The 21,453-nt window shown below is 64.3% G+C and carries 18 protein-coding genes, 1 tRNA gene and 1 pseudogene; 8 read left to right on the forward strand and 12 right to left on the reverse strand.

All coding sequences use genetic code 11. The annotated features are described in order from the left end of the window. The coding region (locus tag WAN02_RS05185) for a hypothetical protein (protein ID WP_422263107.1) at positions 1 to 806 on the reverse strand (806 nt) is incomplete at its 3' end. A gap of 49 nt (positions 807 to 855) precedes the next feature. Further along, on the reverse strand, positions 856 to 1,893 hold the full coding sequence (locus WAN02_RS05190) for an LLM class flavin-dependent oxidoreductase (RefSeq protein ID WP_422263108.1): 1,038 nt from the start codon (positions 1,891 to 1,893) through the stop codon (positions 856 to 858). Between the two features lie 165 nt (positions 1,894 to 2,058). On the opposite strand from WAN02_RS05190, the gene WAN02_RS05195 reads away from it, so the two are divergent. Then, positions 2,059 to 2,763 (forward strand): TetR/AcrR family transcriptional regulator, encoded by a 705-nt coding sequence (locus WAN02_RS05195; RefSeq protein WP_422263109.1) that lies wholly within the window; start codon positions 2,059 to 2,061, stop codon positions 2,761 to 2,763. A gap of 32 nt (positions 2,764 to 2,795) precedes the next feature. Here WAN02_RS05195 and WAN02_RS05200 read toward each other — a convergent pair whose 3' ends face one another. The 6 genes from WAN02_RS05200 to WAN02_RS05225 form a co-directional block, all read right to left on the reverse strand. Then, positions 2,796 to 3,596: a hypothetical protein gene (locus WAN02_RS05200; RefSeq protein ID WP_422263110.1), complete on the reverse strand. Its 801-nt coding sequence runs from the start codon at positions 3,594 to 3,596 to the stop codon at positions 2,796 to 2,798. Between the two features lie 76 nt (positions 3,597 to 3,672). Then, entirely contained in the window at positions 3,673 to 4,662 is a 990-nt protein-coding gene (locus WAN02_RS05205; RefSeq protein WP_422263111.1) for a hypothetical protein, read from the reverse strand. Then, positions 4,649 to 7,300: a PEP/pyruvate-binding domain-containing protein gene (locus WAN02_RS05210; RefSeq protein ID WP_422263112.1), complete on the reverse strand. Its 2,652-nt coding sequence runs from the start codon at positions 7,298 to 7,300 to the stop codon at positions 4,649 to 4,651. The genes WAN02_RS05205 and WAN02_RS05210 overlap by 14 nt, the downstream gene beginning before the upstream one ends. After that, a complete protein-coding gene (locus WAN02_RS05215) occupies positions 7,290 to 8,366 on the reverse strand; it encodes a tyrosine protein kinase (RefSeq protein ID WP_422263113.1) in 1,077 nt (358 codons plus the stop codon). Before WAN02_RS05215 ends, WAN02_RS05210 begins: the two co-directional genes overlap by 11 nt. After that, positions 8,363 to 10,039, reverse strand: coding sequence for a PEP-utilizing enzyme (locus WAN02_RS05220; protein WP_422263114.1), 1,677 nt, complete (start codon positions 10,037 to 10,039; stop codon positions 8,363 to 8,365). Before WAN02_RS05220 ends, WAN02_RS05215 begins: the two co-directional genes overlap by 4 nt. After that, positions 10,036 to 11,262, reverse strand: coding sequence for a cytochrome P450 (locus tag WAN02_RS05225; protein WP_422263115.1), 1,227 nt, complete (start codon positions 11,260 to 11,262; stop codon positions 10,036 to 10,038). The genes WAN02_RS05220 and WAN02_RS05225 overlap by 4 nt, the downstream gene beginning before the upstream one ends. Before the next feature lie 144 nt (positions 11,263 to 11,406). Between WAN02_RS05225 and WAN02_RS05230 the strand changes: the two genes are divergently transcribed. The 7 genes from WAN02_RS05230 to WAN02_RS05260 all read left to right on the forward strand — a co-directional run bounded on the left by WAN02_RS05230 (position 11,407) and on the right by WAN02_RS05260 (position 17,845). Continuing rightward, positions 11,407 to 12,294 carry a phosphotransferase gene (locus WAN02_RS05230; RefSeq protein ID WP_422263116.1) on the forward strand — a complete coding sequence of 296 codons (888 nt, stop codon included), beginning with the start codon at positions 11,407 to 11,409 and terminating at the stop codon, positions 12,292 to 12,294. A gap of 117 nt (positions 12,295 to 12,411) precedes the next feature. After that, positions 12,412 to 12,612: a hypothetical protein gene (locus WAN02_RS05235; protein WP_422263117.1), complete on the forward strand. Its 201-nt coding sequence runs from the start codon at positions 12,412 to 12,414 to the stop codon at positions 12,610 to 12,612. Between the two features lie 156 nt (positions 12,613 to 12,768). Then, positions 12,769 to 13,539: a hypothetical protein gene (locus tag WAN02_RS05240; RefSeq protein WP_422263118.1), complete on the forward strand. Its 771-nt coding sequence runs from the start codon at positions 12,769 to 12,771 to the stop codon at positions 13,537 to 13,539. Between the two features lie 62 nt (positions 13,540 to 13,601). Continuing rightward, positions 13,602 to 13,892 (forward strand): hypothetical protein, encoded by a 291-nt coding sequence (locus WAN02_RS05245; protein WP_422263119.1) that lies wholly within the window; start codon positions 13,602 to 13,604, stop codon positions 13,890 to 13,892. Between the two features lie 198 nt (positions 13,893 to 14,090). Beyond that, complete coding sequence (locus WAN02_RS05250; RefSeq protein WP_422263120.1) at positions 14,091 to 14,888, forward strand: hypothetical protein; 798 nt, start codon at positions 14,091 to 14,093, stop codon at positions 14,886 to 14,888. Between the two features lie 58 nt (positions 14,889 to 14,946). Continuing rightward, entirely contained in the window at positions 14,947 to 16,590 is a 1,644-nt protein-coding gene (locus WAN02_RS05255; protein WP_422263121.1) for a phytoene desaturase family protein, read from the forward strand. 61 nt (positions 16,591 to 16,651) lie between these two features. Continuing rightward, complete coding sequence (locus WAN02_RS05260; RefSeq protein ID WP_422263122.1) at positions 16,652 to 17,845, forward strand: aminoglycoside phosphotransferase family protein; 1,194 nt, start codon at positions 16,652 to 16,654, stop codon at positions 17,843 to 17,845. A 488-nt stretch (positions 17,846 to 18,333) separates the two neighbouring features. Here the strand turns inward: WAN02_RS05260 and WAN02_RS05265 are convergent. The 4 genes and pseudogenes from WAN02_RS05265 to WAN02_RS05280 all read right to left on the reverse strand — a co-directional run. Next, positions 18,334 to 18,409 (reverse strand) — tRNA-Ala (locus WAN02_RS05265). Positions 18,410 to 18,503: 94 nt separating this feature from the next. Beyond that, positions 18,504 to 19,754: an NAD(P)/FAD-dependent oxidoreductase gene (locus WAN02_RS05270; protein WP_422263123.1), complete on the reverse strand. Its 1,251-nt coding sequence runs from the start codon at positions 19,752 to 19,754 to the stop codon at positions 18,504 to 18,506. Positions 19,755 to 19,762: 8 nt separating this feature from the next. Continuing rightward, positions 19,763 to 21,031, reverse strand: coding sequence for an MFS transporter (locus tag WAN02_RS05275; RefSeq protein WP_422263124.1), 1,269 nt, complete (start codon positions 21,029 to 21,031; stop codon positions 19,763 to 19,765). Next, positions 21,028 to 21,453 (reverse strand): annotated as a pseudogene (locus tag WAN02_RS05280) (phosphoglucomutase, alpha-D-glucose phosphate-specific); the annotation flags it as partial. The pseudogene WAN02_RS05280 and the gene WAN02_RS05275, both read right to left, overlap by 4 nt.

Consider the following 21,453-nt stretch of genomic DNA (forward strand, 5'->3'; position numbering starts at 1 on the left):
CGTAGTAGCAGATCGAGTCCAGCGCCGACCAGGTTGCCGGTGGTCTCCAATCCCGCAACCAGCAACAGCCAGCACCACATCACGACTTCATCGTCGTTGAGTTGGGTCTGGGTCAGCTGCGTGATTAAGTCGTCACGCGGCGCCCGCTTACGGGCGGCCACCTCAGAGGAGAAGTAGGCCACCATCTCACCGATGGCAGCAAAGTCGGGCGTAGCACCCGGTTCAAACGACTCCAGAATGATATTGGCCCAGGTTTGGAAATCGTGCTCGCGGTCGGTACTCACGCCGAGCAGTTGGGTCGTCACGAGCAGCGGTACCCGCGTGGCAAACGTCGGCACGAAATCTGCCTCAAGCCCGGGCTCGATACCATCCAGAATGCCGCGAATTGCCTGCCGGACAACGGATTCTAAATCCAGTGCAGCCCGCGGCCGGAAATGCGCGTTGATCGGGTTGCGCACACGTCGATGGTTCTCGGCATCGAGCACGTTCGCGGGCCGCAGAGCAACCGGCAAAGCGGCCGTGAGCCCGTCGGATGTCGACGAACTGTCCTTGACGTCGAACGCGGCGGCATTGAGATGCACTCCGAACTCAGTGGTGAACAGGTCGCTGTCCTGGCCGATCTCTCGGATGAGGTTGTGACAGCACACGTTCCAAAACGGCTCGGTGTACTTCGCGTCGACCCAGTAGACGGGGTGGGTGCGATGGATGTGCACAAACGTCGACCGGTTTGATTCGGCGTAGAAGCCAGGATCGCTGGCATCGAGAGTGGCTCCAGCGGGGATCGCGCCGGCACACACTTTGGTCATAAGGTCCTCCGTCCTCACCAGCGCCCAGCGCCGCAACGAATTCGACGTCTCACGAACCGAAAGCCTCGGTGATCGACCAGAATGCGTCCGCACTCTCCTCCCGAGACAACGGCGGGACATAAGGCGTGTGGAGCAACACCGTTCGATTGGCCAGTGCCGCCCGGTACGGCTCGATCTGTTTGCGGCACTCATCGGGTGTTCCCGAGATGCTAAAAGTCTCGACCAGTCGGTCGCTGGTCACCCGCTCCAGCGCATCGGGCCCATCGGTCATTAACGCTTGTCGTATCGCGAGTTGGTCGTCGACCAGGCCGTGCGCGGCGACGACACGGTCGACCAGGGTGGAGCCCCCCACGTACATGCCCACCTGGATCCGGGCACGTCGCTTTGCCTCTGCGCGGTCGGTGGAACAGCTGCAAATCGTGTATCCCACAAGGTCCACGCCGGCGGGGTCACGTCCGGCGCGACGTGCACCGGCCTCCAGATTCGGCAGGGCGACATCGGTGATGAAGCTTGGCGTGTACAGCACGCCGATTAATCCGTCGGCGAGTTCTCCGGCAGCCTGGATTGCTCGCGGCTGCATTCCGGCCATGTAAATGGGGATGTCTGCCCTGGCGAGGGATCGTCGTCCCCACGGATTGACCGGAGGTGGCCTGATTTTGTAAAACTCGCCGTCGAATGCGGTGACGTCTCCTGTCGACAGGTAGCGCCAACTCGCGCGGACGCCCTCCACGAATTCCTTGAATTGCGACAGCGGCTTGGCAGGGTAGTCGATTCCATGGAACGTACCGAGGAATTCCGGCGCGCCCGTTCCCAGGCCAAGGATGTGCCGACCGCCTGACAGCTCGTCGACGTCGGCCGCCTGATTAGCGATGTCCCACGGCGTCCTGCTGAACGCGGTACCAATCGCCGTACCGAGCGTGATCTTGGCGGTGGAGAGGGCCGGCCCGCCCAGGCCGATGTAGGGGTTGCGCCAAAACTCGTAGGACCACACACCGTCAAAGCCAGCGTCTTCGGCCCGCTTCGCCATTTCTGGCAACTCTCCCAGTGGCGTGTTGAGCATCGGCATGCTAATGGTGGTCTTCGTCATTGATGCTCCTGACTGCGTGTCGAGCACGCGGGCTACGCCACGGTATATTAAACTGGTCGGTCCAGTCTAGTATTTCGATTTCTCGGTCTTCGGGGAGAGGCATCCCGGTCGGATCGCGCTGGCGCCGCGTCGTCACACTTAGAGTCCAGCGCGGAAAGGACCCAGATGATCACGACTGCGGCAGGTGCGCCCAAACCGGTTGATGCCGCCCGTGATCGGAGGTTGCGCGCACCGAGCCGCGAGACGATTCTCAACGTCGCTGCTGAGCTGTTCGGACAGCGCGGCTACCGGTCCTCGACGATGCAAGATCTTGCTGACAAGCTGCGGATCTCGAAGGCGACTCTGTATGCGCACGCCAACAGTAAGGCGGACGTCCTCGTCGGCATCATTGATCAGTGGACCCAGCACATGGACGAGGACCTGGACGAGGCGGTGCGCCACCCGAACTCGGTCGAGCGCGTCCGCATCCTGCTCCGTCTGTGGACCGAGCGCTCAGTCAATATGCGGGCCCACCGCACGGTCTTCGATCTCTGCGCCACCGATCATGAGCTGCCGGCCGATGTGAGTGTGCGCTACCGGGATTGGGAACATTCGCTGCAGGAACGGTTGCGGGCGCTGGTCGAACTTGCTCAGGAGCTGCGTGTGGTTCGCGCCGAGGTCAACCCGACGGTGGCAGCGGTCAGCTTGATCAATGCGCCCCACTGGGCCGCCGACCGGCTGGTCCAGCCGGGGTTGATGGACGTGGATTCGGCCATTGATCGGATACTTGACGTGTTGCTCTACGGCCTGTTCTGCCAAGACGGCCCGACTGAGGTGGGGCCGGTGGAGACCGCCGCTGAGCACGACCCAGGGTCGGACGGGTGCGGCTGAGGCGGTCTCCGAGGCACCTCCGATTCGGTGCTTCAGGCGCGGGCCGGGACGTGGATGCTGGAGTCGGCCGGCGCAGTAGTCGCTAGCTGAGGCCTCGATGAGACATAGCCGGCGAGGAGGTAGATCTGCGTGACCGCTATGGCGATTGTGAGGGTGCCGAGGGCCCAAAGTACGGGGATCGAGGCGCTTGACTGATACCCGAACCAGAGCGGCCAGGCGCAGGCGAAGTACCAACCGATCGCGAGGAATGGCACAACGGCGGCCCGCAGCGCTCCCCATGCCTGCAGTTTCGACTGGATGGCAACGAGGACGGAACCCCCTAGAGCGAGGCCCGAGGTATTGATCGCGCACCAGACGAGAGAGTAACCGAATAGCTTGTATGGCTGCGGGCCGAAGTACTCGAAAAGGTGGCTGTGGATCCATGGAAGTTCTAGAACCGACTCGGCGACGGCAAGCGCCGCGAAACCGGTGAGGATGTTGGATTTGCGGGGTTTTTTGCTGAAGATCCGGTACGCGGCGTAGGACCCGAGCCCTATCCAGCAGGCGTAGCCCAGCGGGAAGAAGAACGGGCTGAAGATCCGGCCGTCGAAACTCGTGAAGCTGGTGGTCAGGTTCGTCGCCCACCATGCCCCGCCGACGTAATCGTAGAACGGTTCGATCAACGAGGAAACGCCAGCGGCCGCAGCAAGGACCACTAGTATCCATTCGCGCTTGGCCACAGCCCAGATCACAGCAGCAAGAACTATTGTGCCCATCAACCCGCAGAACGCTGGCTCCGCCCAGTTATAGGCCACCAATTCGGTGGGCGGCTCAATGTATCCAGCCTGAAACATCTTGGTCCTTCTTTCTTTCGTCCTGTCTCCGGTTGGTTACCAGTGACGAGCTTCGCGTCGCTTCCGGCGACATCAGCTAACGGCGCGGGCCGCTGCGTTGGGTGTGTCCGAATGCCACTTCGTCGTCCCAGCTGAAGCGCGTACTGCACTCGCGCACCACCTGGCAAGCTCGCGGGTGGGACAGCGCGCCGATCGCCATATGGTTAGGGGTCACATACGACACGGTGCCGACCGCGCTGAGTATCTCTGCGTCGATGCAGATGGCAGCGCCGTTGACGTCGAGCTGCAGCCGGTAGCGGTCGTGATCGTCGGTCTCAGCCAGCATCGGCATGGTTATGACTGTCCCTGGGCGCAGAGCCTCGCCGTCATACACCGCGGCCAGCGCCACGCCGTCCGAACCGTCCGGGACCCGCATTCGATAGAGCGCGAAGCCACGTCCGCTGGGGAACAGACAGTTGACCCACGCGTGGTCGAGAACGCTGCGGTAGTCGCGGGGACCCCGGCTGTGGTCTCGGTGGCCAGTCCCAGCGAACGTCCATTCCTCGTCGCCGACCCGAACGATGCCGTGCACCCGACCCAGCTGCTCGTAATGGCTGTGTTCCCAAGCGTTTTCCAGGTCGTCGTTACCGAGTATCCACGGCGGCATCGCCGCCTCGAAGTCCAGTTCCAGTGTGGTGCGTGTCCATGGACCGTCACTGAATGGACCCGCCTCGAGCTGCGAAGCGGTGGTTTCCCAGGTAAAGCCGTCCAATGCAACGGCCCACCGACGCCCCGGGTCGGTGCATCGGAAGGTCACCATGTCGCCGCCGCCGTCCTGGAGGCGGCCGCGGCCGGCGGATTTCCATACCTGGATGCGTCCGTCCGGCAACGACAGCAGCAGAATCTCGTGCCAGACCGACAAGTCGAAGGGTTGCCGGCCCAGGTAGAGACACAGGTTGATGCCCCGGACCGGGTCGTTGGCGACCAGCGCGTAGTTCTCGCACCAGCCGCCGCCCGGATTGGGCCCAGCGAAGGGGTATTCCTCGCTGCCTGCGAGTGCGGGCGGCCCCGCTTCACTGAGTTGCATGCTGGACTTCTTCCTGCGCATCCGATGCGCGTGTGAGGACTTCGACCGTTCCTGCCTTGCCGTCGACTCGGACGACATCGCCGCTGCGTAAGGACCGGGTTCCGGAGCGTGTGTTGACCACGCAGGGGATACCTAGCTCACGGGCCACCACAGCGGCGTGGCTGAGCGCGCCACCGATGTCGACGACAAGCGCTTTGGAGACGAACATGATTGAGGACCAGCTCGGATCCGTGGTGGGGGCCACCAGGATCTCGTTGGAGCCGAGTTGTTCGCTTGGATCGGTGACTACCCGCACCACGCCTTCGACCGTGCCGGCGCTCACCCCGATACCGCTGAGAACTGTGTCGCCATCGAGCTCGACATCGCGCACCGACGCGGGGGGTGTGCCGGTCCAGTCACTGGGGATGCCGATGCGCTGGTAGGCGGCTCGACGCTCACGGCGACGCGCCACGAGCGCCCGGGCGTCACCAGGCCACGCCCCGGTGAGCTCGTCGACTGTGAGGTAGAAGACGTCCGTGGGATCGCGGAGGCGCCCGTCTGATTGGAGCTCAGTGCCGATTCGGCGCGCAGCGGCCCGCGCGACGTCGAAGGCCTGCAGCAGCGACACTTTCACCACACCGCGCAGCGGTAGTCGCCGCCGTGCCAGCGCTAGCACCGCGCGGGCGAGTGGACGCTGGGTTGCGGGCAGCGCTGCCAGCAGCGCCGGCCTCAGTCGCGCGGCTTCCTCTTGCCTTTGCTTCTCCCGCACCAGGGGGTTGTCCGAAGCAGGTCGGCGGGCGTACTCGGTGAGCAGCCGCTTGAGCGGAGCCGGGTCTTCGCGCCACACCGTGCTCGACAACTCGCCTTCCATGTACCCATGGAATCCATGCTCACGCAGGACTGTTTGCAGGTCCAGATCGCGGCGCGAGGCTTTCCAGAGATCACCGACCACGCCCATCATCTCCGCGCCGGCACCGCCGCTGAGTGTGGCGACATCGCCGACCCCGGCCTTGGCGATTAATGCGTCGAGCGCGTCGTAGACGGGCTGCAGGCCCGCGATGACGGCGGTGGATTGCAGGGTAACCAAGTGGACGAGCCGGGTCCGGGCCTCGATCAGCAATTGCAGCGCCGCAGCGATGTCGAGGTCGGCAACGGTGGCGATCGCGTGCTGATACCACGCGGCGGTTTCGGCCTCCGCGGTGCGCACCTGCTTGGGTACCTTCAGGAAGGTGGTGGGGAAGCGCCACGCGATGCTGGGATAACGCTTCACGGTCGGCTTGTAGTGCAAGTCGTCGGGGATGCGGCCAAGTAGGCTCTTCGCTGCCTCCGGCCCTGTGGTACCCGGCAGTCGGTCGCCCAGCAGCGCGAAGAACTCCAGTTGAAATGCAACGCGGCCGTAGAAGATTCGCATGGGTTGACCGTCCGGATGGCTCAGTTCGCGACGTTCGGACTCACTGAGCGCCCCGACGGCATAAGCCAGTTCCGCCAAAGCGGCACCGGTTGGCCGCCACACCGACCAGGACAATGGTGTGAGCACGCCGGGCATCGCCTCGCCGACGTTGGTCGTCGTCCAGTGGGCATCGGCGGGACTGCAATCGTGCAGTGGGTTCCAGCTCTCGGCGAATATCGGCGGCAACGTCGGTTCCACCGCCTCAGCAGCTGCCGACGTCGAGTCCGGCGCCGGCGCAGGCCGACGACTCCACACTGTCTCCGGTCGGGCCTGGACTAGATACACCCGACGTGCGTCGTCCATTGCCCACTCGATGTCCATCGGTGCGCCGAAGGCCTTTTCGACGCGTTGCCCAAGCGCGGCGAGTTCGAGGACTTCGGGCTCGTTGAGACAGGGCTCGTTCTGCAGCTGCTCGTCGACGTCCTGCAACTGCACGACGGCGCTGTCGGTATCGACGCGGTGCGCCCGCGCCTTGGTCGCAATTTCTGAACGATGCAACCTAGTCGAGGCTTTGGCTACCCAGTAGCGGTCGACTCCGACATCGCCGCGCACTACGCCCTCGCCCAAGCCGTAGGTGCCCTCGAGGTAGATGACGTCACGATCACCGGTGACCGGCTCCAGCGTCATCAGCACTCCGGCCGCCGCGGCGGGCACCATCTGCTGTACCACTACGGCCATCGCGAGGTCCTCAGATACGACTGCCAGCCGTGCGCGATATTGGATCGCCCGTGGGGTGAAAAGACTGCCCCAGCAGCGCACGATGTGCCGCTTGACTTCGTCGGCACCGCAGATCCACAAATAGGTGTCTTGCTGACCCGCAAATGAGGCGTCGGCCAGATCCTCGGCAGTTGCGCTGGACCGCACAGCAACCGGGCAATCCGCGATGTCGCCCATGCTCTGGTAGTGCCGCTCAATGTCGTCAGCCAGCGCATCGATGAGAACGTGATCGTTGAACAGTCGCCCGATCGTCTCGGATGCTGACCATGCCTTCTTGGCGTTGGTCGCGGTGGCAACGGCGTCCGCGATTTGCGTGCTGATTCCGGCTTCGCGGACACATGCTCGGTAGGCGTCAGCTGTCACCACGAATCCGGGCGGTACCGGAAGCCCGAAGCTCAGCAGTTTCCCCAGGCCTAGCGCCTTACCGCCGACCTGGTCAGGTCCGGCGGTCGCGGATTCCTGCAGCGGCAGTAGGTAGTTCTCAGCGGACATGACGGGGTCCCCTGAAGTAGGCGTCGTAGAAGATTTCCTGATAGGTGCAGTAGGTCACCCGCCGGGCGCTGTCTAATAGATCGGTCCACCGGTACACCGAGTCGCGGAATGCGATGTTGGGCCAGGAGTGCATCGGCGTCTGGGCCAACGCTTCGCCATGGAGGTGGTACCGCTCCCCGGTTTCATCGACGGCTTCAAGTTCTTGTTCGACTGCGGAGTGAAGCACGGGGTGATACCGATGCACCGTCCGGCGCACCGACACCAGCTTCCGTGGCTCGCCGTTGCGCACGACCCAGGAGTTGAAGAACGGTTCTGCACCGTCGTCCAATGTGTAGAGGCCTTTCCACGCCGGATCGGTGTCTTCGGGCTCGATGCTGGTTGTTTGCAGTGCCAGGTCTTCGCCAAAGCACACCGGTGTCCAGCCCAGGGGCGGGTGCGGGCGGGCCCCGCCGGGCTCCTCGGTGCGCACCTGATTCCACGACCGGTCGCGCACGTGTAGGCAATCGATGTCCAGGCGCTCCCCGCGGAGGTTCAGCTCGCCAGTGACGTGCATGAACTGCTCGCTACCCCCGGATTGGCGGCCAGCACCGGAGTGGTGATCGTCCTCGCCGGGCACGATGTGTCCACGTGCGATCAACGGGGTGATAGCCCGTTGTTCCATGTCGAAGGACACCGCGCCATCGGGGCTGCGATACCGCAACCTGGCCAGTCTGCCCGGCTCGGACCAGTCGATGACGTAGCCACCGTCGGTCGTCAGGGTGGTGCCGGCAATTGTCGGCCACGGCATTGTCGCCCGGTAGTCGTGGTATTCGGCGGAAAGCAATTCGGTGTTGTCCATCCCGCGGAAGATGACCGGGCCGCCTTGGCACAGCCCGAATGCCGGCTGGGCACGGAAGTAGAGGTAGGCCCCGATTCCTGCTCCGGGAATAGTGAAGCCGAAATAGTACGTGTGCACCGTGTAGGGATTCGTACCGTCGCCGCGCTCGCCGATGGGCAGCAGCAGGTCAGTCGATCCGGGCTGGGTCGGCAATGACACCGCGGATTCCTTTCGTGTGGTCTGAGTCATGAACTGCCGGAGTCCTCATCGCCGGCCGTGGCGGCTTGAGCGCGCTCGAGGATCTGCACGGTCCCGGCGGTGCCGTCGACGCGCACCCGATCTCCGGTGCGCAGAAGCCGGGTGCCGTCACGGGTGTTGACCACGCACGGCAATCCCAGCTCACGAGCGACCACGGCGGCGTGACTCAGTGAGCTGCCGATGTCGACCACCAGAGCCTTCGAGACGAACATGATCGACGACCAGCTGGGGTCTGTGGTGGGGGCGACGAGGATCTCGTTGCTTTCCACCTCGCCGAAGTCGGGCTCGGTGACTACGCGCACCACGCCTTCGACCACTCCGGCGCTGACTCCGATACCGGATACGACGCCGGGCTCAGCCGCCGGATCGTCGAGAGCCTTGTCGACCGGTGTCGGCGCCACGGCCAAGGGCTGGCCGCGCCAAAACGACGGGATCCGCACCGAGCGGTACAGCTCTCGACGCTCGCGTCGCGCGCTCACCAAGTCCCACGCGTCGGCGGGGAGCGTGCCGGTCAATTCATCGACGGTCAGATAAAAGACGTCCTCGGCATCGTTGAGCCGGTCCTCGGCGAACAGGCATTCTCCGATCCGTCGGCTGGCTGCCCGGGCCACATCCAACGACTGCAGAAACGATCGCTTACCCACTCCGCGCAGTGGAATGCGCGCTGCGGCGAGCTTGAGCACCAGCGCGGCTGGACCGCGCTGGGCGCGCGGCAGAGCCCCAAGCACCTTGCGGCGCAATGCCTCTGCTTGGGTGTCGCGCCGCGCGGCTTGCGCAAGGGGGCTGTCGGACTCGGATCGTGTGGCGTACTCGCTCAGCAACCGCCGAACTCCGGTGTCGTCCTCTCGCCAGACTCTGCTGGACAACTCCCCCTCGCCTGGGCCGTGGAATCCGTGGTTGGCGATGGCCTGTGCCAGCGGGATCTCGTTGCGGGAGGCTCGCCAGATGTCGCCCACGACCGCCATCTCCGCACCGCCGGATCCGCTCAAGAGCGCGACGTCGTCGACTCCGGCGCGCCCGGCGACCGAAGACAAGGCGTCAAACATGGGCTGCACCACACCCATCAGGCATGTCGTGTGCAGGGTCAAGGTCCCGTAAAAGTGATCGGCGGCGTCGCTCAGGGTGGCGGTCGCGGTGGCCAGGTCGGCCATTTGCACCTCCTCGGTGGACCGCCTCCACCACGCGTCTGTGTCGGCGGCCAGCGACCGGACCCGCCGAGGGACCGTCAGGAACACGGCCGGAAACCGAAGCGCCACAGCGGGATAGCGGCGAAGCGTGGGTCGGAATTCGATGTCCTCGGGAACGCGGCCGAAGATAGCGCGCACGACGTTTTGCCCGGTCGTTCCCGGCATCCGGTCACCAAGAGTCGAGAGAAACTCCACCTGCATCGCTACCCGGCCGAAAAAGATCCGCAGTATGCGTTCGTCCGGGTTCTGTGGAGCACCCCGCTCAGAGCTGTGGAGCGCCCCAAGGCGGTACAACGCCTCGCGGGACGCCCGTTCGCCGATCGATTGCCATAACGACCAGCCCAGCGGTGTCAGCACCCCGGGCGCGGCCTCGCCGAGGTTGTCGGTGGACCAGTGCAGGTGCGGCGCACTGTGGTTATGCAACGGGTCCCACGGATCGCCCAGATGGGCAGCGAGGTCGGTGACACTGTCGGTCATGGCCGTGACACCGCGCCCGGCGTGAAGGCCACCGGCATGCTGGTCATCCAGTGAAAGGTGTTATTGGGGAAACGGCCCACCGGTCCGGCCAGTTGCACGTCGGGCATCCGCTGTAACGTTTCGGCGATGCAGATGCGCAACTCCAACCGTGCCAGCTGATTGCCCAGGCAGAAGTGCCGGCCTCCGCTGAACGACATGTGCTTGACGCCTTTTCGAGAAACATCGAACACGTCTGGGTCCGGCACGATCGCGGCATCGCGGTTGGCGGCGACGTGCCATAACGCCAGTCGCTGACCTTCCTCGATGCGGACTCCGTGCAACTCGGCGTCTTCGGTGGCGGTGCGCACGTTGTGCATGATCGGGGTGTGCCACCGCAGGATTTCCTCGACTGCGCCTGGGATCAACGCCGGGTCATCCTGCAGTGCCTGACGTTGCTCGGGATTTTCGATCAATGCCAACAGCCCGCCGGCGAATGCGTTGCGGGTGGTCTCGTTCCCGCCGGCCATCAGTTGCGCGAAATGCACGACGATCTCGATGTCGTTGAGCTTCTGCCCGTCGACCTCGGCCCCGATCAGCCGTGAGAGCAGATCGTCGGTGGGTCGTGATCGACGCTCATTAACCAGTCCCACAAGGTAGCCAGCCATCTCCTGCATCATCTGCAGGCCTTCCTCCGGCGGCAGAGACACGTCGGCCATCTTGTTGGTCCAGTCGAAGAGCTTGCCGCGGTCGGATGCCGGGACACCGAGCATGTTGGAGGTGACCACCAACGGGAACTCCACTGCGACATTGCGAACGAAGTCGCATTCACCGCGCTCGATGACCTTGTCCAGCAGCCCGGTGACGACGGCGCGGATGTCCCCTTCGCGCTGAGCAACCGCCCGTGGGGTGAACACCTTCGTCAAGAGCATGCGGTGTTTGTCGTGATCCGGCGGGTCCATCATGCTGAACAGGAATTGCGTGAACTCCTTGGGCAGAATCCCCTCTTCCTCCAGAAAGATGCCGCGGCGCGCCGATGAATAGCCCTTCCAGTCGCTGATCACCGACTGCGCATCGTGGTACCCGGTCACCGACCAGAATCCGTCATTGCGATCCGTCGGGCGGTTCCATAACACCGGTGATTCGGCCCGCATCCGTGCGAACAATTCGTGCGGGGGTCCGTCAACGAACAGCGAAGCGTCGTTGAGATCGAGATCCTCGAGATTGACTTCGGCCATCGTTGTCATCAGCTCCCTTCCCTGGCGGACCGCCCGTCTGGCGCACACCACGTTGACGTGTGTCGCAGGACACATCCAAGGTATCATACTGAACGGTTTAGTTCAGTTTTTTTGGGGTCGGGTCGGCGGGCTCGTCGCAGCTGAGGAGGCCTCATGGTCGGGCACCGGGTCCTGCCCAAGGCGCGTTTGGTCGGAGGTATCTGTTCTGTCGCCGCGCACGTCGCGTGGGAGTGGGCGCGACACTCATCACGTCCGACCGAGCTCGGGATCGTCCCCGCTTCGGCAGAGCGGCTCACTCCGGAATGGATGACCGCTGCACTATGCGCAAGCTTCCCGGGAGCGCGGGTAACGGGCCTGGCTCTCGGCGGCGGCAGCGACGGATCGAGTGCGCGGCGCAGCATCACCCTCACCTACAACGACGTCGGCGCCTCGGCCGGGCTGCCGACGGCGATCTTCACCAAGTCGACTCCCCGGTTCACCAATCGGTTCGTGCTGGGCCTGACGGGCGCCGCGGGAAACGAATGCTTCTTCTACAACGAGTGCCGTCCCGCTCTGAGCCTCAACAGCCCGATCGGCTACTACGCGGCCGTCGACCCCGGCTCCAAACGATCGATGATCCTGACCGAGGATGTCGGGCAGACACGAGGTGCCACCTTCGGCGACGCTCTGCAGACGCTGACACGTGCCGAGGCCGAAGACATGGTCGCCCAACTCGCCATCTTGCACGGAACTTTCTGGGAGAACACGCAGCTGCGCAGTGAGGCCGGTCTTCGGACCGCACAGGATTTCCAGACCAACTTCGATGAGACGATTGCGTTCCGACGCCAAAGCCTCATCGGCTTCGATCGCGCACAGGCCGTCATCCCGGGTTCGGTGCAAGCCCAAAAAGCGAAGCTGTGGACGTCCTTCCACAAGAGCCTGGCCATGCACACCCGGCGACCGCAGACGCTGCTGCACCAAGACCCCCACCCCGGCAACTGGTTCCGCGACAGCTCCGGACGGATGGGCTTATACGACTGGCAAGGTACCGCTCGTGGATGATGGGCGCTCGACTACTGCTACGCGGTCCAATCAGCACTTGACATCGACGACCGCCGCGCCTGGGAACGCGACCTGCTGGCTCTGTACACCGACCGCCTCGCCCACGCAGGTGGCGCAGTGCTCAGCTTCGAGCAGGCATGGAACGAATATCGCCCGCATTCTCTGCACGGCCTGGCGTTCTGGCTTTACACGATCGGCGCACCGCGGTTGGCCCCGGCCATGCAACCCGACGAGTACTCGCTGGCGATCATCGGGCGGATTACCCAGGCCATCGAAGACCACGACACGGTGGACGCGATAACCAGCGCGCCGAGTTGACCTAGGTGCGCTGTCGATGGGGTCATCTCAGTGAAAACGACGAGCGCTCACCGAGACAGCAGCAGACCCTTCAGAACGACGGACCAACCGGACCGGACGAGGAAGTGGGACGAACATGACGAACCGATACAAGGTCATCCAATCGGGCCCGGCGAGGTGGGCGTTGAGGCACTACACGGCATCATCGCGCATCCAGACCTAGAACTGGTCGGTGTACGTGTTTACAGCGAAGCCAAGGAGGGGCGCGACGCCGGCGAGCTGTGCAGTGTCGAACCGGTGGGTGTCACGGCCACGCGCAACGTCGATAAATTGTTGACCTTGGGCGCTGATTGCGTCTGCTTCAACGCATCCGACCATTTCGGGATTGATGACATGGTCGAGGAGATCTGCCGCATCCTGCGAGCAGGGGTCAACGTATCGAACGGATCTGCCACCGCGCTGGCCTACCCACCGTTGATGCCCGCGGCGATCGAAAAGATCACCCAAGCCACCGAAGCCGGACAGGCCACGTTCTACTTCGGGGGTATCAACCCAGGCTTTTGCACCGATGTCTTGCCGGCATTCCTCGCCACAGCAGTCCGAGATGTCGACGCCGTGGAAATCCACGAGCACTTCGACATCTCCACCTACAAGGATGCGCTTCTCCTTGCGCGATTCGGGTACGGACGCAAGCCGGAAGACTTCTCTTCTGACGACGTCGAGGAAATCGCCACCTATTTGTGGTCTCCCAGCGCCCGCCTCGTGGCGCAAGCGATTGGTCTGCGCGAGTATGACATTCGGATTTCGAGCGACGTCGCCGTCGCCGACAGTCCCTTCGAACTCACGGGCGACCAATCGACAGCCACACATCGCACGCTGTCGATCGAAAAGGGCACGATCAATGCCTTGCACTGCATGATCGAATTCCTGGTCGACGGCACACCATGAGTCATCTGGCACGAATACATCAGGATCGCTGGCGATCCGGTCAACGACCCGTGGCCCTCGGAATGGCCGGACCCTCCCGGCGGGACGGGCACGATCGGCGCGGGGGGTACCGCGCAAAGGTCCATGGCTCTAACAGCGTCCATGCCGATTTCTGGTTCGACACCGGCGACAACGCGGTCCGCTGGGACCCGGGGAACAGCCTCGCCGGCGCGGTGGTGGCGACTGGGATGCGAGTGGCGAATGCGATCCCTCTGGTGTGCGACGCACCCCCCGGCTACTACACGCCGATGACCCTGAACCCCAGCCGATTTGAGCCGCTCACCGTGGGACGCCGCCTGCAACCGAGTTCCTGAACACGGCCAGCACCCACGGCGGCGCGGTGCAGCACGCTCAGCCACGGGCGCCTGGCGCTTTCGGGGACCTGACCAGTGGTTTCAACGTGTTGACCGCGCGAAACCGGATGAGTAAAGTAGTAGACTGAACCGTTCAGTTCACCACATGCTCCGGGAACAGCACCTGACTCGAACGCGAGAGGCGCACACCAGATGTCCATGGCACAACCGCCAATTGCCCTCGAGGTATTCGACTTACCGGTCCCACCGCAGGGACTCGGCTACCCGCAGACCGCGCAGTTGGTCGCCACAGTGCTCGCCGGTGCCATCCTTGCCGGGGTGGTGCTCTACGCACTGTGGGAGTGGCAGCGGACGCGGTCGCCTCTGCTGCTCGCTCTGCTGTTCGGCGGGGCGGTGTGTTATCTGAACGAGCCGGTCGACGACCTGCTCGGGCTGGTCTGGTATCCACGCCCGGGCCAATGGGTCGCCTTCACTACGTTCAGCCCGGTGCCGTGGTGGGGATTGTTCGTCTACATCGTGTTCTTCGGCGCCGTGCCGTATTTCGCGTTCCGCTCCATGCAGCGCACCGGGGTGAGCATCCGTTCCACCTGGACCTGGTTCATCGCGTTCTTCGTGCTCGACGCTCTGATCGAGCAACCCATCATCCACAGCGGCCTCTACTACTACTACGGCAATCCGCCTTTCGAACTTCTTGGGTTTCCCCTCTACTGGATGTTCATCAACGCCGGCGGACCCATGCTGGTCGCAACCGTGTTGCTGGCAGCCCCGCAGCTCTTCCGCGGCGTAGGACTCCTGCTGGTCGTCGTGCTCGGCATGTTCACCGACATTGCGTGCAGCATCGCCGTCGGCTGGCCAATCTTCAGCGCGCTCAACGCACAGGCCACCAGACCCGTCCTGTGGGCGGCCGCGCTCCTGACGATGGCGTCGGGCTGCCTGCTTGTCCAGGCGATCGCGGTGCTGGGCGCCCGAGCGAGCGCATCAGTCGAATCACACTAAGCGGCGTTCGTCCCCGAACGCCATCCAACAACAGAGGACTGAAAATATGGGCAGCGGGATGAACTCTGCAGATGTGGTGGTAGCAGGAGCAGGCCACAACGGACTGGTCGCGGCGGCCTATCTGGCCAAGGCCGGGCTTGACGTGCTGGTGGTCGAGGCCTACCAGACCCCCGGAGGGATGACGTCGACCAACCCCATGGCACCCGAAGCGCCGGAATATCTGATCAACGAGGCCTCGCTACAAGCATCACTGTTCCGCACCACAACAATCGACAAAGACCTACAACTCAGCTCCCGCTACGGCTTACGACAGCGAGTCATCGACCCCGCCCACGTGCAGTTGAACTACGACGGCTCGTCGCTCGCATTGTGGCGAGACCCACGCCGCACCGCCGATGAACTCAAGCACTTTTCACCACGAGACGCCGAGAAGCTGCTCGATCTGTACCGGGTCATCGACGCCGCGGTCGCAATCGGACTGCCATTGATGAACACCAGCCCGATTCGCCCAGCGCCTTCAGCCATCTTCAAGACAGTGAAGGCGGCTCTCAGCGGACGGCGCGAGTTGCTCGCCATCGCGAACTGGGCAACGTCCTCGCACGCCGAGGCCGTCGATGAGTATTTCGAGAGCGACGTCATTAAGGCCGCGCTGCTCATCGGACTGCCGTTTATGCCCTTCAACGCCGACTTGGGCGGCTGGGCGCTGATCTACCTCGGCGTGCTCTCCAAGTACGGCGTCGCGATGTTCGAAGGCGGGACTGGCTCGCTACCCAAAGCGCTCATCGCCTGCCTCCAACAGCACGGCGGACGTGTACGGACCAGCTCCCCGGTCGAGCAGCTCATCGTGACCAAGGGTCGGGTAACCGGAGTGCGAGTCCGAGGCGGCGAGGAAATCCATGCCCGCCGAGCGGTATTGACCGCGTTCAGCCCCGCATCCGTGTTGAAGTACCTGCTGCCTAAAGGCATTCTCACCGAGACGATGCAGAACCGGGTCGATCACATCCCGACCAAGGGCCGCGGTATCAGCGACTACAAGCTCAACCTCGCCCTCAAAGGCGCCATCACCATGCCGGCGCATGAAAAGTGGCGCGGGGACGGTTTGGATCTACGGCTGCCCTGCAACTCCTACCACGACTATCAGCAAACACTGGCCGCCGCCCGCGCCTGTGCGCGCGGCGATGTGCCCGACCATGTGCCTGGGCTGGCGATCGCGCCCACCGCGTTCGACCCGTCGATGGCCCCGCCGGGCTGCGACATGTTCTGGTTCTGGACCGGCCTGACTCCGGCAGATCCTAGAATCGGCTGGGACGCCGCGCGTGATGAGATCACCGCGACCGTGATCCGTGACAGCGCGCACTACTACCGCGGCATCGACGAGTTCGAAGTTGCCCGCCGCCCGCTGGCTCAACCCGACATCGCCGAGCGGTTCTTCGCCATCGACGGCAACGTGTACCACGTGGATCCGGTCATCACCCGCTTCGGGCCCCGTCGCCCCGCACCCGGTCTGGCCGGCTACCGCACACCGGTGCCTGGGCTGTTCCTGTCCGGGTCGGGTACCCACCCGATCGCCGGAATCAACGGCCTGCCCGGTAAGAACGCCGCCCAGGCCCTCCTCAAGGAGCTGCGCAAACAAGACCGCCACGGCAAACGCGCTCACGCATTTACCGAAGGCCGCAGAAACGAGAGCCAGACGTCTTCCTAGGTTTCGCCGTGCCAGCTGTGGTTCTGCGACAAGCCCACCGCGATCCAATCAGGAGGGCATAATGACCGACTTCAAATTCCCGCGCGTTCGGCTTGCATTGAGCGCCGCGAAAGTCGCGAGCCATCTGACCCGTGAGCGTATCCGTCGCCCAGTGGCCTCGACGTCGGCAGATGTCCCCCGCTCCCCTGCCGACATCTCGCCTCAGTGGCTTAGCTCGGCCCTTTGTCGGGTCCCCGGGACGCGGGTCGAATCGGTACGGGTCGCAAGTGAGAGCGTCGGCACCTCCAGTCGCGCTGGCCTGACTGTTGGTTACAACGCTGCCGGCACCGCCCGCGCACTTCCTGAACACCTCTTCGCCAAGACGACGACCACCATGGCGCAGCGGTTGCTGCTGGGTGCACCCGGCCTGCTGCACAACGAGCGCGACTTCATCCACCTCGTGCGTCCTCATATCCAGATCGAAACGCCCGCAGGCTACTTCGCCAGTGTCGACGATCGTTCGTGGCGGTCGATCGGCCTTTTCGAAGACGTCAGCGCGACCAAGGGCGCGCAGTTTCTGTCGCCATCCAGCACGGTGTCTAAAGACGATGCCCTGCAGTTGCTGGAGACGCTCGCGGCGCTACACGGCTGGGCCTGGGAGCGCACCCAATTGAAAGCGTCCTTTGCCCAACCCAAGAACCCAGCGCAATACGGCGCCGTCCTGAAGACCTTCGTGCAACTCGAGAAGGCCTCCGGGCGTGCCGTCCGCACGCTCGGAGACAGGCTTCCCCGGGCGGTACGCGATCACCACGCTCAAATGTGGCGGGCATTCAACGTCTCTCTAGATCTCGCCAGCAACCGCCCCGCAACCTTCCTGCATGGTGACACTCACATCGGCAATACCTACCGGACAGCCGCGGGCAGGGTCGGCATTACCGATTGGCAGTGCAGTCTCTTCGGGCACTGGTCCTACGACGTGTCCTATCTGATCGCGTCGATACTCACCGTCGAGGACCGTCGTCGCTGGGAGCAGGAGCTGCTCGCGTACTACCTCGACCGCCTCGGCGAATACGGCGGCAGCCCTGCCTCATTCAACGAAGCGTGGCTCGCCTACCGACAGCAACCCTTCTACTCCTACATCATCTGGCTTGTCACCGCCGTCCCGGGGCGGCTCCAACCGGACATGCAACAAACTTCGGTCTCATACCCGATCGTCGAACGTATCGCACAGGTGATCGTCGATCTGGAATCGCTGTCCGCAGTCGGAGTCCACTGAAGCCCAAGCACTCCGCGCGGGACCGGTCGTCCATTCCGGCGGTCCAAGAACACAGGCGACGATGATCGGACGGTTCAACGAAATGACCGGTTACACACTCGATCCCATCGTCAAACTCAACATCCTCATCGGCGCCGAACTATCCGCTGACAAGCGCTAACGGGCATGCTGGCGGCATCGGAAACCTGGTCGATGTAGCATCCTTCGGCGGCATTATCGTCCCGCCGGCCTTGGCTGCCTACGCGGCACCAAAAGCCTTGGTCACTCATCACACTGTGACCTGGAGTTCGAGCTCAAACACACTCCGATCAACACCGAACGCATGACACAGGCGGTCTACGGGCGGGTCACCGACGACCGCCTGACCGCTGCGTCGGCGGTGTTCTCGGCAAGCGCGGTAGGACAAAGTTAGGACAAACGGTGTTCGCCCCGTCAACATCCGCAAACGACGAAACCCGCTCGGACACCAGTTCAAAGCGGGTTTCTCCTGGTGGAGCTAAGGGGACTCGAACCCCTGACCCCCACACTGCCAGTGTGGTGCGCTACCAACTGCGCCATAGCCCCAGATGTTGTGCCCATCGAAGCTACACCACGGTCTGCCAGCGTTCAAAGTCGCTGATCAGGCGCCATCATCCAGCGTGGGTAGCGCGCGATCGCGCTAGCGCAGCGGGTCGAAGTCGCGCAGCCCTGCCGGCTGCTTGCCGATGGTGATCTGCTCGGCCAACAGCCGACCGGTCGCCGGGCCCTGCTTCATGCCCCACATGCCGTGCCCACCCGCGACGAAGATGCGGTTCTCCAGCACCGGTCCGACCAGCGGACGCCCGTCGGGACTCAGCGGGCGCGGGCCAACCCAGATCTCGTCGCGCTCCGCCCAGCGAACCCCGTCGAAGAACCCACCCGCCGCATCGACAATCGCGTCGACGACGCCAGCCGATACGGGGGCGTCGGGACGACGCAACTCCATCATGCTGGTGACCCGCAGCTTCCCCTCCAACGGTGTGCATGCCACCCGCACATCCGGCAGGTAGATCGGCCCGAAAGCCGGGCGCTCCACGGGCACCGTGAAGGAGTAGCCCCGGCCGGCCTGCACCGGAACCCGAATCCAGCTGCGTGCCAGTTTCGGCAACCATGCGCCGGTCGCGATCACCGCCACGTCGGCCGTCAGCGGAGAACCAGTACGGGGCTGCACCGCGATGCCGTGCCCCGCGGTCCGCACGTCGGTGACGTCGGCGGTGGCCAGCGACCCGCCCCGTTCGACGACCGAGCTCGCCAGCGCGTGCACGAACCGACCGGGATCGACGAATCGCTGACCGTTGATGCGGACGCCGACGGCCACGTCGCTCGAAGCCAGCGGCACCTGCTCGCGCAACTCCGCACCGGTCAATTCCGTGGTGGAGCTCGGCTGTCCGGCGTCGCGTAAGCGTTGCAGCTGCTCCCACAGGTGTTCGGCCTCTGCCGAATTGCGGAACAACGCGGTGATCGGCGCGTCGCTGACCGACGCGTCCACCCCGTTGGCGACCAGCTCGTCGTAGGCCGCCATGCACTCGTCGTTGAGCGTCTGGTTCGCCCGCACTGCGCTCGTCCATGACGACTCCCGACAGTTTGCAATGAACCACAGCAGGAATCTCCACAGAGTCGGATCGGTGCTCAGCGGAATCCGCACCGGCGCATCGCGATTCGACACCGATCGCAGCGCGAATCGCAATGTTCGCGGGTCGTTGAGCGGCACGCTCAGCGCCGGCGCGATCCATCCGGCATTGCCCCACGAGGCGCCCGCCGCGACGCCGGTGCGATCGACCACGGTCACTGAGACCCCGTGCTCTTGCAGAAACCAGGCCGTCGACAACCCCACGATGCCGGCACCCACCACGATCGCTGATCGCGGTCGGATCCGGTGGACCTCAGCCATCAAGAACCTCAGGCCAGTTCCGACGCGGTCCCGGTCTCCCATTCGCTGGGCGGCGGCGTGTGACCCTCCACCCGCGTTTCCGGTGCGAACATCCAACCCACCCCGGCGGCCAGTAGCACGATCCCACTGATCGCGAATCCCCATCCGTAGCTTAGGTGTTCAGCGATTTGAGCCACCGACAACGAACCGACGATGGCGCCCAGATCCACCATCATCTGAAAGGTCGACACCGCGGTGCCTGTGCGCGCGGTGCTGCCCAGGATGTCGGCTATCGCGGCCTGCTGCGGCGAGGAGTACACGCCCGAGGTCGCGCCCGCCACGCACGCCACGACCAGGAAGACAGGCACTGATGATGCCGCGCCCAACCAGATGGTCGCCACCCCGGAGGCGAGGAGCCCGCCGATCACCAGGCTGCGCCGGCCGATCCGGTCGGACAGATAGCCGCTGGGCGACACCACGAGCAGGTTGCCGAGCGCGAACATCCCCAGCACCAAACCCGTCATCCGTGGCCCGCGGGCCAACACGTCGGAGACGAAGAGCGGCACGATGGCCATTCGCAATCCGAACACCGCCCAGCCTGTCGCGAAGTTCGACACCAGCGACGCGCGGTATGCGCGGTGCCGAAGCGCGGCACGCACCGTCACCGCCGGCTCAGCGTGCTCGGCGGGCGCACCCAGCGTCGAGCGGCGCAAGCTGAAGGACACCACGATCGCGGTGATCAGCACCGAAACCCCGTAGATGATAAACGGTGCTTTAAGCCCCAAACCTGCGGTGAGACTGCCCACCAGCGGGCCCGCGACTGAGCCGATGAGAAATGAGCTCACGAACAGCCCCGCGACCCGCCCGCGCGCGTCGGGCGGGCTGATCCGGATCATCAGACCCAACGCGGAGATGAAGAACAGCGTGGACCCGATGCCCCCGATCGCTCGGAATACCAGTAGCTGCCAATAGGTTTGAGCGAACGCGGTTGCGGCGGTGGACACCGACACGATCAGCAACCCAGCGACGTAGACCAGCCGCTCCCCCAGCCGCTGCACCAGCAGTCCAGTGGGCGGGGCGGAGAACAGCCGCATCACCGAAAAAATTGTGATCGAGAACGTCACCGCGCCGAGGCTCACCCCGAACGTTCGGGCGAACGCCGGCAACACCGGCGACACCACACCGTAGCCGAGCGCGGCCACTGCGTTCGCCGCGATCAGCACCCAGGCTTCGCGCGGCAGCCTCGCCGATTTACGACTCCAACCGCCGAAGCGGGCACGTCGAGTGGCGAGGGTCACCCAATGACTGTATCCACAACCTTTTGCGCTTCTCGCTGAACCTCGGCTAAGTGCTCAGACCCGCTAAACGACTCGGCGTAGATCTTGTACACATCTTCGGTGCCCGACGGCCGGGCGGCGAACCAGGCATTGGCCGTCGTCACCTTCAAACCGCCCAGCGGCGCACCGTTGCCCGGCGCCGTGGTCAGCTTGGCCGTGATCTGCTCCCCGGCCAGCTCAGTGGCACTGACCTGGTCAGGCGACAGCTTCGCCAGCCGCGCCTTTTGCTCGCGGTCGGCCGGCGCGTCGATCCGCGCGTACAGCGGGGCGCCGTATTTCTCGGTCAGCTCCTGATAGCGCTGCGACGGCGTGGCCCCGGTGACGGCGAGAATCACGCTGGCCAGCAACGCCAGGATGATGCCGTCCTTGTCGGTGGTCCACAC

Source organism: Mycobacterium sp., assembly GCF_049281135.1.
GTDB lineage: Bacteria > Actinomycetota > Actinomycetes > Mycobacteriales > Mycobacteriaceae > Mycobacterium.

Coding starts and splice junctions, on each gene's coding strand:
- WAN02_RS05245 (WP_422263119.1), top strand. CDS start 13,602: ATGGCCGGACCCTCCCGGCGGGACGGGCACGATCGGCGCGGGGGGTAC.
- WAN02_RS05195 (WP_422263109.1), top strand. CDS start 2,059: ATGATCACGACTGCGGCAGGTGCGCCCAAACCGGTTGATGCCGCCCGT.
- WAN02_RS05225 (WP_422263115.1), bottom strand. CDS start 11,262: ATGACAACGATGGCCGAAGTCAATCTCGAGGATCTCGATCTCAACGAC.
- WAN02_RS05205 (WP_422263111.1), bottom strand. CDS start 4,662: ATGCAACTCAGTGAAGCGGGGCCGCCCGCACTCGCAGGCAGCGAGGAA.
- WAN02_RS05230 (WP_422263116.1), top strand. CDS start 11,407: ATGGTCGGGCACCGGGTCCTGCCCAAGGCGCGTTTGGTCGGAGGTATC.
- WAN02_RS05270 (WP_422263123.1), bottom strand. CDS start 19,754: ATGGCTGAGGTCCACCGGATCCGACCGCGATCAGCGATCGTGGTGGGT.
- WAN02_RS05255 (WP_422263121.1), top strand. CDS start 14,947: ATGAACTCTGCAGATGTGGTGGTAGCAGGAGCAGGCCACAACGGACTG.
- WAN02_RS05220 (WP_422263114.1), bottom strand. CDS start 10,039: ATGACCGACAGTGTCACCGACCTCGCTGCCCATCTGGGCGATCCGTGG.
- WAN02_RS05215 (WP_422263113.1), bottom strand. CDS start 8,366: ATGACTCAGACCACACGAAAGGAATCCGCGGTGTCATTGCCGACCCAG.
- WAN02_RS05260 (WP_422263122.1), top strand. CDS start 16,652: ATGACCGACTTCAAATTCCCGCGCGTTCGGCTTGCATTGAGCGCCGCG.
- WAN02_RS05250 (WP_422263120.1), top strand. CDS start 14,091: ATGGCACAACCGCCAATTGCCCTCGAGGTATTCGACTTACCGGTCCCA.
- WAN02_RS05190 (WP_422263108.1), bottom strand. CDS start 1,893: ATGACGAAGACCACCATTAGCATGCCGATGCTCAACACGCCACTGGGA.
- WAN02_RS05210 (WP_422263112.1), bottom strand. CDS start 7,300: ATGTCCGCTGAGAACTACCTACTGCCGCTGCAGGAATCCGCGACCGCC.
- WAN02_RS05200 (WP_422263110.1), bottom strand. CDS start 3,596: ATGTTTCAGGCTGGATACATTGAGCCGCCCACCGAATTGGTGGCCTAT.